Genomic DNA, 9,794 nt, shown 5'->3' on the forward strand with positions numbered 1-9,794 from the left:
CGGCCTTGCGGCGGCCCCAAATCGGTGAAAGCTAGAGGCATGACCAAGCTCTCGATTTCCCGCCCCCACGCCTTGATCGCCGCCGCTGTCGGGATGGTCCTGATGGGCGGCGCCGCCGTCGCGCAACAGGCCCAGCCCAACATCATGGAGCGAACCGAGTGGGACAATCGCCGCCTGGACCAGCTGGACCGCAATGTGCGCCGGCTGGAGCGCGCCCTGACCCAGAGGAACGCCGCCGGTCAGCCCGTACTGGTCGAGCCGGACCCCGAGGTGGTGACGCTTCAGGGGCAGTTCGCCCTGATGGATCGCCGGCTGGGCGACCTGGAGGCCACGGTGCGCCGGATCAACGGCGACAACGAGCGGCTGACCTTTCAGCTGGACGAGGCGACGCGCGATAACCAGGCCCTGAAAACCCGCCTGATAGACGCCGAGACCCGCCTGCAGAAGCTGGAGACGGCGGCCGAGCTGAATGCGCCGATCGAGGCGACCTCGCCGACCGGGGATGCGACGCGGGATCTGGCGGCGGCTGTGGCCCTGTTGTCCAGCGACCGGCCGCGCGGCGAGCGGGCGCTGGAGACTGTGATCGCGGCCTGGCCCGATACGCCGCAGTCGCGCGAGGCGAACTCGCGCCTGGGAGACCTGCGGGTCGCGGCCAACGACAAGGCGGGGGCGGTGCCCTATTACGCCGCCGCGCTGAAGGACTGGCCGCGTATCGGCTGGGCGGCGGACACGACGTTGAAACTGGCCGACGCCCTGTTTTCGACGCAGAGGAAGCCGCAGGGCTGTGCGGCCTTGGGTGAGTTCACGCGCCGCTATGCGTCCGCCGCCTCCGATCCGCAGAAGGCGCGGGCGGCCCAGTTGAAGACCACGGGCGGGTGCGCCTGACGCCCGACAATGATCTGACGGCGCAAGCGTTCGCGCGGCTGGATGCGCGGCTGACGCGGGACACGGAGCGGCCGGTGGCGCTGGCCCTGTCGGGGGGCGGGGATTCCATCGCGCTGTTGCGGCTGGCGACCGACTGGGCGCGGGCGCGTGGGCGGTCGGTGCTGGCGTTGACGGTGGATCATCAGCTGAATGCGGACAGCGCGGACTGGACGGCGTTTGCGGCTGAAGCGGCGCAGGCGGCGGGGGCGGACTGGCGCGGACTGAGCTGGGACGGGGACAAGCCCACGACCGGGCTGACGGCGGCGGCGCGGGCGGCGCGGCATGGGCTGATTGCGGATGCGGCGCGTGAGGCGGGGGCGTCCGTGGTGCTGTTCGCCCATACAGCCGACGACATCGCCGAGGCCGATCTGATGCGCAGCGAAGGCTCGACGCTGGGGCGGGTGCGGGAGTGGTCGCCGTCGCCGGCCTGGCCGCAGGGGCGGGGGCTGATGCTGTTGCGGCCCTTACTGGGCGAACGGCGCGGGGTGTTGCGGGACTGGCTGGTGCAGCAGGGGGCGGACTGGATCGAGGACCCGGCCAATGTCGATCCGAGATTCGGGCGCAGCCGGGCGCGACAGGCGCTGGCGAGGCGGGCGCCGGATGTGTCGGACGGCGGGCGCGTCGAGGCGGTTTCCCCGGAGATGGACGACGAAGCGATGGTGCGGGGCCCCCGCGACATCGGCGCGCGGGCGCTGGCGGCGGCCCTGGTCTGCGTCGGCGGCGGGGCGACGCCGCCGCGTGGGGCGCGGCTTCAGGCTCTGACGGCGCGGCTGAGGGCGGGCGAGGACTTAGCCGCGACCCTGTGCGGCGCGCGGATCGAGGCGGCCGGCGACGCGGTGCGGGTCATGCGCGAGGCGGGCGAGCTGGCGCGGCGGGGAACCGCGCCGCTGTTGTTGACGCCCGGCGTCGAGGCGGTGTGGGACGGGCGGTTCGCCTTTTGCGCCGAACAGGCCGGATGGTCGGTCGTGGCGGCGCGGGGGCGGTTGGCGAGCCTGTCGGACGCCGACAGGGCCGAGATCAATCGCCTGCCGGCGGCGACGCGCGGGGCCTGGCCTGTGCTGGTCCGGGACGGGGGTCTGGCGCCGGTTCTTGCAGGCCAAGGGGTGGAACGGCGCGCGCTTGTCGCGGAACGGCTCAGGCTGGCGCTGGACGAAACGACGCACGAAGACGACCTGATTTCCGCCACCCGATAGCGTAACGCTGCTTAAGCTCCTATTTTCCCAGACAGACACATCCAGACCGTCGACCCATCCGGGTTCGCGGACGACCGAGGACCTCAATGAACCTGCGTAATCTGGCGATCACCGGCGTGATCATCCTGGCGCTTCTGGCGGGCTATGCGGCCCTGTCCCAGGGCGGGGCCATGAACGGCGTTGCGGGCCAGCCGGCCGGCGGCAAACCCCAAGTCATGAGCTATTCCACATTGGTGCAGCGGGTGAACGCCGGCGACGTCAAGCAGGTCACCATCCGCCTGGACAAGGTGACCGGCGAACTGAAGAGCGGCGAACGGTTCACCTCCACGACTGTCTTTCCCAACGAACAGCTGGTGGCCCAGATGCTGGCGGCCAACGTCGAGATCGACGCCAAGTCGGGCGGTCAGTCATGGTTTGTCAGCCTGCTGATCGGCATCCTGCCGATCGCGCTGCTGATCGGGGTGTGGATCTTCTTCATGCGCCAGATGCAAGGTGGAGCGAAAGGCGCCATGGGCTTCGGCAAGTCCAAGGCCAAGCTGCTGACCGAGCACAAGGGCCGCAAGACCTTTGACGATGTCGCCGGCGTGGACGAGGCCAAGGACGAGCTGCAGGAGGTCGTCGACTTCCTGAAGGATCCGGGCAAGTTCCAGCGTCTGGGCGGCAAGATCCCCAAGGGCGCGCTGCTGGTGGGCCCTCCCGGCACCGGCAAGACGCTGCTGGCCCGTGCGGTCGCGGGCGAGGCCGGCGTGCCCTTCTTCTCGATCTCGGGTTCGGACTTCGTCGAGATGTTCGTCGGCGTCGGCGCCAGCCGCGTGCGCGACATGTTCGAACAGGCCAAGAAGAACGCGCCCTGCATCATCTTCATCGATGAGATCGACGCCGTCGGTCGCCATCGCGGCGCAGGCCTGGGCGGTGGCAACGACGAGCGTGAACAGACGCTGAACCAGCTGTTGGTCGAGATGGACGGCTTCGAGGCGTCCGAGAACATCATCCTGATCGCCGCCACCAACCGTCCCGACGTGCTGGACCCGGCCCTGCTGCGTCCCGGCCGTTTCGACCGCCAGGTGGTAGTGCCCAACCCCGATGTCTCGGGCCGCGAACGCATCCTGCGCGTCCACATGAAGGACGTGCCTTTGGCCGCCGACGTGAACACCAAGACCATCGCGCGCGGCACGCCCGGCTTCTCGGGCGCCGACCTGGCGAACCTGGTCAACGAGGCGGCTTTGACGGCGGCCCGCAAGGACCGTCGCATGGTCACGCAGCGCGACTTCGAGGACGCCAAGGACAAGGTGCTGATGGGCGCAGAGCGTCGCTCCATGGCCATGAACGAGGAAGAAAAGCGCCTGACCGCCTATCACGAGGCCGGTCACGCCATCGTCGCCATGAACGTCAAGATGGCCGACCCGGTGCACAAGGCGACCATCGTCCCCCGCGGCCGGGCCCTGGGCATGGTCATGCAGTTGCCGGAAGGCGACCGCTATTCGATGAAATATCAGCAGATGATCGACCGGATCGCCATCATGGCCGGCGGCCGCGTCGCCGAAGAGCTGATCTTCGGCAAGGAAAACATCACCTCGGGCGCATCGTCGGACATCGAACAGGCGACCAAGCTGGCCCGCGCCATGGTCACGCGCTGGGGCTTTTCCGAGAAGCTGGGCACGGTGGCGTATGGCGAGAACCAGGAAGAGGTTTTCCTGGGCCACTCGGTCGCGCGCAGCCAGAACGTCTCGGAAGAGACGGCCCGCACCATCGACGAGGAAGTGCGTCGCCTGGTGTCCGCAGGCTGGGACGATGCGCGTCACATCCTGACCACCAAGGCCGAGGACCACGAGAAACTGTCCCAGGCCCTGCTGGAATACGAGACCCTGTCGGGCGAGGAGATCAAGGACCTGCTGGAGAAGGGCGTCGCGCCGAACCGCGACGAGAACAACTTCCCCAACGCCGGACCTTCGGTCTCGGTGCCGGTGACGCCGGTGTCGGACGGAACCGACATCGAGGTCCCGGTCGCCGCGCCGGCCGCGACGAGCGTGCCGACGGTTCACTGAACCGAGGTTCAGGTCTGAAGACGATGAACCCGCGGGGAGAGCGATCTCCCGGCGGGTTTTTCTTTGGGTGGTTGCGGGAGCGTTGCCGCCTGGCGACGCCCTTGCTCCCAATCCCGTCATCCTAGGCCTTGTGCCTAGGATCCAGAGACTTAGGCGGTGGAGACGAGCGCACCTCGCCGCCCCAACCTCACTTCACGCACCGGGAGTTTGGATCCTAGGCACAAGGCCTAGGATGACGAACGGAAAGAGCGTAACGAACAAGTTTGCAAAACAGACAGGTCTGTGAGATATGGCGATCTCAGATCAGGGAGGGATCGTCATGTCGGTATCTGGAATGGGGCAAGCCGAGCGGCTGCACGGGCTCGATGCACTGAGGGGCGGGGCGCTGTTGCTGGGGGTGGTGCTGCACGCCAGCCTGTCGTTCTTTCCTCAGCAGATATGGATCGTGGCGGATGACAGCCGCTCGATCGGCGCGGCGTGGCTGTTCTTCGCCATTCACCTGTTTCGGATGACGGCCTTCTTCCTGATCGCCGGTCTGTTCGCGCACATGATGCTGGCGCGGCGCGGCTGGACAAGCTTCGCCAGGGATCGCGCGATGCGGATCACCGGGCCGCTGGCGGCCTTCTGGTTTCCGGTCATGGCGGGGATCGTCACAGCCCTGGTCTGGAACGCTCATGCCAATGGCCTGGTGACGCCCGGCGCGCCGCCGCCGCCGCCGCCGACCTATGACTGGACCAACTTCCCGCTGACCCACCTGTGGTTCCTGTGGGTGCTGACCCTGTTCTATGTCGTCGTCCTGATCGTGCGGGCGGTGCTCGCTGTGCTGGACCGTAAGGGACGGGTGGGGCCTGTCGTTGACAGGATCACCGGCGCCCTGATCGGACCCTGGACGCCCGCCGTCCTGGCCGCGCCGCTAGCCCTGGCGCTGTGGCTGGATCCGAAATGGATCGCCTTCTTCGCCGTGCCGACGCCGGATGCGGGCGTGATCCCGCACACCTCGGCCCTGGTCGGGTTCGGCCTCGCCTTCGGCCTGGGCCTCATGCTGGATCGACGCCGCGATTTGCTGGGCCGGATCGCCGCATGGTCGCCGCTGTTCCTGATCGTGGCGGTGATCTCGGGCGTCGGCGCCTATGTCCTGGCGGGCGGACCGAACATTGCGCCGATGACCGCGCCGACCGGCGCCAAGGCGCTGGCCGCCGCCGTCACGGCCCTGGCGGTCTATGCGTCGGCCCTCGCCGCCATGGGGCTGTGCCTGCGGTTCGCCTCGGGCCACAGCCCGGTTCGGCGCTACCTCTCGGACGCCTCCTACTGGGTTTATATCGTGCACCTGCCGCTGGTCATGCTGGCCCAGGTGTGGGTGCAGGACTGGGGCGGGCCGTGGTGGGTGAAACTGGCGGGGGTGTCGCTGGGCGTGTTCGGCGTCTGCCTGGCGTCCTACGAACTGCTGATCCGTCACGGTTTCATGGGCTGGTGGCTGAACGGACGACGCGTGCCGTGGCGCAAGAAGCCGTCGCCCCCTCTGGTCCCCGCCGAATAGCTTGCCAACCCCGACGGCGGCGTTCATCCGAGAACGTGCGCCGGTCGCACAGGAATCACATCGATGTCCGACAAGTCTCGCAGCACGCCCGAAGCCGACCTGGCCTTTCTGAAGGCCATCGTCCAGGGCGGAAACAATCCCAAGGCGACCCTGACGCTGGGCGTGGCCTATTTAGCCGGCGGCCTGCTTTATGGGCTTCAGTGCCTATTCCACATCGGCCAGGCGGTCGGCCTTATCCGCTGGCCCGGCCTGGCGAACCTGGCCTTCCTGATCGGGATCACCGTCGCCTTCCTGATCGTGCTGACCTGGGCCGTGCGCGAGGATCGCAAGATCGGGACCGCAGGCCCCATCGCGACCCGCACCCTGAACGCGGCCTTCAGCGGCGCGGGCATGGCCAACCTGGCCATCGTCATCGTGTTCGGCGTGGGGTCGCAGCGCGACGCGGACTTCGCGGTCTGGCTCTATTATCCAGCGATGATCTTTGCGCTGCAGTCGGCGGCCTGGTTCGTGGCCTATAGCCTGAAGAAGAAGCCGTGGATGCTGGCGGCGTCCTTGGGCGGCTGGGTCACCGCCGTGGCGCTGGGGGTGCTGGTGCGCGACCCGATGATCTATCTGTATGTCTGCACCGCCGCCCTGTTCGTGCTGTTCGCCGTGCCGGGCTGGATCATGACGCAGGCGGCGTTGAAGACGCGCGCCGTCGATGCGGACGCCGGCTGATCCATGGGGCTGAACGATCTCGGCAAGATCGACGAGGTCATCCACGGTCGCATGCGGCTGGGGATCATGGTCTATTTGGCCGACGCCGAGGCCGCCGACTTCACCGAGCTGAAGACGGTGCTGGAGGCGACGCAGGGTAATCTGTCCGTCCATATCAAGAAGCTGGAGGAGGCGGGTTATGTCGCCGTGGCCAAGAGCTTCGTGAACAACAAGCCCCTGACCCGCGTGTCGATCACCCCCGCCGGCCGCAAGGCCTTCGCCGCCTATCTGGAGGCGCTGGGCGGACTGATCGGGAGGTCCGGCTGATGGCGCCCATGGTGGTCGATCCGGCGAAGGTGCGGGCGTTCGCGGACAAGGACGGCTTTCACGCCTGGCTGGGTGAGAACCATGATCGTGAGACGGAGCTGTGGATCCGCATCTACAAGGTGAAGTCGGGCGTCGCCTCGATCACCTGGGCCGAGGCGGTCGACGTGATCCTGTGCTGGGGCTGGATCGACGGGGTTCGCAAGAGCCTGGACGATGTCAGCTTCCTGCAGCGCGTCTCGCCGCGCGGCAAGAAGAGCGTCTGGAGCCAGATCAATGTCGCCAATGTCGCGCGGCTGATCGACGAAGGCCGGATGACCGCCCACGGGCTGAAGCACGTCGAGGCGGCCAAGGCGGACGGGCGATGGGACGCGGCCTATCGGGTCAAGGACGCCGCCGCGCCCGACGATCTGATGGCGGCCATCGAGGCGGAGCCGCAGGCGAAGGCTCTGTTCGACATCTTGACGGCCCAGAACCGGTTCGCCCTGATCTATCGCACCCAAGCGCCCAAGACCCCGGCCGGGCGCGCCAAGGCCATCGCGCGCCTGGTCGAGATGCTGAAACGGGGTGAGACGCCCCATCCGCAGAAGCGGCCCTGACCGGCGTCAGTCCTGAGACAGGTCCTCGGGGTCCTCGATCATGACCGGGGTCAGGCTGCGCTCGGCGCCCGAGGGATCGGTCCAGGCGATGGTGTGGCCTTCCACCAGGCCGATCAGGCCCGCGCCGACGTGGGACAGGACCGAGACCTTGCCCGCGTCGATGTCGGCCTGATGCGGCAGGACGATCTGGATGCGGCGCGGCTCGGGCGAGCGGCTGTCGATGTAATGCAGCCAGCGGTGAAGCGGCGCGGCGCCGGAGGGGCGGTCGCCGGGCGCGCAGACGATGGCGCGCTCAAGCTCTTGCTGCAGCAGTCCGGCGACGCCCTCGCCGGGCATGTCGCCCACGAGACGGGACAGGGCGTCGAAGTCATCGGCGCTGAGGAAGATGTCGGGACGGACGGATGTGGCGGAGGGGGTCATGGCGGGTCTTTCGCTGGATCGCGAACGCCCACGCGCGGTCATGCAACGGCGCAGGGCGTTGGAAGTTTTTAAGGGGTGGATCGACGCCCGGAACGGGGCGAAAGGCGCGCGGCCGTTCCGGGTCAGTCGCCTGCGACGAGGCGTCCCGCATAGGAAAGGCGTCGAGCCTGGCTGACGAGATGAGCGATCACGGCTACAGGCTGGTCCCATGCTCCATGAAAGTCAAACCGCGCGGACGGCCGCCTTGTCGCAGGTGATGGGCATCGTCAACGTCACGCCCGACAGCTTCTCGGACGGGGGGCGGTGGGCCTCGACGACGGCGGCGGTGGATCAGGCCATGCGGCTGGTCGCCGAAGGGGCGGACGTGCTGGACATCGGCGGGGAGAGCACGCGGCCGGGGGCCGCGCCGGTGGGCGAGGCCGAGGAGATCGACCGGGTCGCGCCGGTCATCGCCGGCATTCGCGCGCGCTGGGGTGGTGCGATCAGCGTCGACACCATGAAGCCCGCGGTGGCGCGCGCCGCCGTCGCGGCCGGGGCGACGATGTGGAACGACGTGACGGCCTTGGGTCATGCGCCGGACAGTCTGGCCGTCGCGGCCGCGCTGGGGTGCGACGTGGTGCTGATGCATATGAAGGGCGAGCCGAGGATGATGCAGGCGAACCCACGCTACGACGACGTGGTCGGCGAGGTGCGGGATTATCTGCGCGCCCGGGCCGAGGCGGCGATGGCGGCGGGCGTGGCGCGCGAGCGGATATGGCTGGATCCCGGCATCGGGTTCGGCAAGACGCTGGACCACAACATGGCGCTGACGGCGAGGCTGGGGGCGTTGGTCGATCTGGGGTGGCCGGTGCTGTATGCGGCCAGCCGCAAACGGACGATCCAGGCGATCGATCCGACGGCGGTCGAGGCGAGCGATCGGTTGGGCGGGTCGCTGGCGCTGGCGCTGGAGGGCGCGCGGCGCGGGGCGCGAATGGTGCGGGTCCACGACGTGCGCGAGACGGTGCAGGCGCTGAAGGTTCAGGCGGCGGTGATGGCGGCGCGCGCGGACGCGTCAGGCCAGCCTGGCTGATCGACGCCGGGCTGTCCTGAATATCGGTGGTCGGTGAGACGAGCCTCAGGCCGCTTCCTGCGCTTCGAACCGGGCCGCATAGGCGTCGCGCAGGGCGAACCAGCGGTCCCAGTCCCAGCGATGGCTCACGCCGCGAATGGCGTCGTCGAGCCCTTCCAAATGCTGGAACCAGCCGCTGGCGACATTGCGGCGCGCGGTCTTCCACGCGCTCGGAATGCGGTGAACCAGGCTCAGGTGCGTGCCGTCGCCGTCAGGCGTCAACCGCCAGGAGACGATCGAGTCCGCGTTGCTCCCGAAGGTGTGTTCGAAGCGGGTGAAGGGCTGGATCACCAGGATTTCGTTCGACTGGCGGCGTTCCTTGGGCGTGTCGGGCATGAGGGCGTGGTCGGGCTGACGGAAGTTCAGCTCCATGCGGCCGCCGGGGACAGGCTCGATCTCGGCCTCGGCCAGCCAGCATTTCAGGCCTTCGGGTGTGGTCAGAGCGTTCCAGACCCGTTCGGGCGAATGGCGCAGGCGGCGTTCGAAACGCAACTCCCAGCCGCCGTCGATGTCGGTCAGGTCGCCGTCTTCAGCCAGGGTTTCGGCGTGGGTCGCGGTCAGGTCGGTCATTGCGGAAATTCCTTGTCCAGATGGGCTTCCAGCGCGTCCAGACGCGAGGTCCAGAAGCGACGATACGGGGCCAGCCAGGCGTCTATCTCGGCCAGGGGCGCGGGGTTGAGGCTGTAGAGCCGGCGATTGGCGTCCTTGCGCATCGACACAAGGCCGGCGTCGCGCAGCACCGACAGGTGTTTCGAGACGGTCGGCTGGCCGATCGGCAAGGCCTCGACGAAGTCGCCAGCGGGACGTTCGCCGTCCCCCAGCATGGCGATGATGGCCAGACGGTGGGGCTCGGACAGGGCGACGAAAGGGGCTCGAAGATCAGGGGTCATGAAAATCGTCTATCAGCAATATTGCCGTATAGCAATATGTGATTTTCAGGACGTGCCC

At 68.2% G+C, this 9,794-nt stretch carries 11 protein-coding genes; 8 read left to right on the forward strand and 3 right to left on the reverse strand.

The window, feature by feature from the left end; genetic code table 11:
• Positions 1–39: 39 nt before the first annotated feature.
• From ACZZZD_RS12980 to ACZZZD_RS13010, 7 genes are all read left to right on the forward strand, one after another.
• Complete coding sequence (locus tag ACZZZD_RS12980; protein WP_463435584.1) at positions 40–885, forward strand: tetratricopeptide repeat protein; 846 nt, start codon at positions 40–42, stop codon at positions 883–885.
• Positions 876–2,117, forward strand: coding sequence for a tRNA lysidine(34) synthetase TilS (gene tilS / locus ACZZZD_RS12985; RefSeq protein WP_463435585.1), 1,242 nt, complete (start codon positions 876–878; stop codon positions 2,115–2,117). The genes ACZZZD_RS12980 and tilS overlap by 10 nt, the downstream gene beginning before the upstream one ends.
• A gap of 86 nt (positions 2,118–2,203) precedes the next feature.
• Positions 2,204–4,162, forward strand: coding sequence for an ATP-dependent zinc metalloprotease FtsH (gene ftsH, locus ACZZZD_RS12990; RefSeq protein WP_463435586.1), 1,959 nt, complete (start codon positions 2,204–2,206; stop codon positions 4,160–4,162).
• Positions 4,163–4,481: 319 nt separating this feature from the next.
• A complete protein-coding gene (locus ACZZZD_RS12995; protein WP_463435587.1) occupies positions 4,482–5,699 on the forward strand; it encodes an acyltransferase family protein in 1,218 nt (405 codons plus the stop codon).
• A gap of 63 nt (positions 5,700–5,762) precedes the next feature.
• A complete protein-coding gene (locus tag ACZZZD_RS13000) occupies positions 5,763–6,416 on the forward strand; it encodes a hypothetical protein (protein ID WP_463435588.1) in 654 nt (217 codons plus the stop codon).
• 3 nt (positions 6,417–6,419) lie between these two features.
• Positions 6,420–6,722: a winged helix-turn-helix domain-containing protein gene (locus ACZZZD_RS13005; protein ID WP_463435589.1), complete on the forward strand. Its 303-nt coding sequence runs from the start codon at positions 6,420–6,422 to the stop codon at positions 6,720–6,722.
• Positions 6,722–7,318 (forward strand): YdeI/OmpD-associated family protein, encoded by a 597-nt coding sequence (locus ACZZZD_RS13010; protein WP_463435590.1) that lies wholly within the window; start codon positions 6,722–6,724, stop codon positions 7,316–7,318. The genes ACZZZD_RS13005 and ACZZZD_RS13010 overlap by 1 nt, the downstream gene beginning before the upstream one ends.
• 6 nt (positions 7,319–7,324) lie before the next feature.
• Here ACZZZD_RS13010 and ACZZZD_RS13015 read toward each other — a convergent pair whose 3' ends face one another.
• Positions 7,325–7,738: a GreA/GreB family elongation factor gene (locus ACZZZD_RS13015; RefSeq protein WP_463435591.1), complete on the reverse strand. Its 414-nt coding sequence runs from the start codon at positions 7,736–7,738 to the stop codon at positions 7,325–7,327.
• Positions 7,739–7,946: 208 nt separating this feature from the next.
• On the opposite strand from ACZZZD_RS13015, the gene folP reads away from it, so the two are divergent.
• The gene (gene folP / locus ACZZZD_RS13020) at positions 7,947–8,807 is read left to right on the forward strand and encodes a dihydropteroate synthase (protein WP_463435592.1); all 861 of its coding nucleotides are present in this window, start codon (positions 7,947–7,949) and stop codon (positions 8,805–8,807) included.
• 45 nt (positions 8,808–8,852) lie between these two features.
• Here the strand turns inward: folP and ACZZZD_RS13025 are convergent, their stop codons facing one another.
• Both ACZZZD_RS13025 and ACZZZD_RS13030 read right to left on the reverse strand, forming a co-directional pair.
• Positions 8,853–9,416 carry an SRPBCC family protein gene (locus ACZZZD_RS13025; RefSeq protein WP_463435593.1) on the reverse strand — a complete coding sequence of 188 codons (564 nt, stop codon included), beginning with the start codon at positions 9,414–9,416 and terminating at the stop codon, positions 8,853–8,855.
• Entirely contained in the window at positions 9,413–9,736 is a 324-nt protein-coding gene (locus ACZZZD_RS13030; protein ID WP_463435594.1) for an ArsR/SmtB family transcription factor, read from the reverse strand. The genes ACZZZD_RS13025 and ACZZZD_RS13030 overlap by 4 nt, the downstream gene beginning before the upstream one ends.
• Positions 9,737–9,794: the final 58 nt, after the last annotated feature.

This window comes from Brevundimonas sp. AC546, from assembly GCF_979258305.1.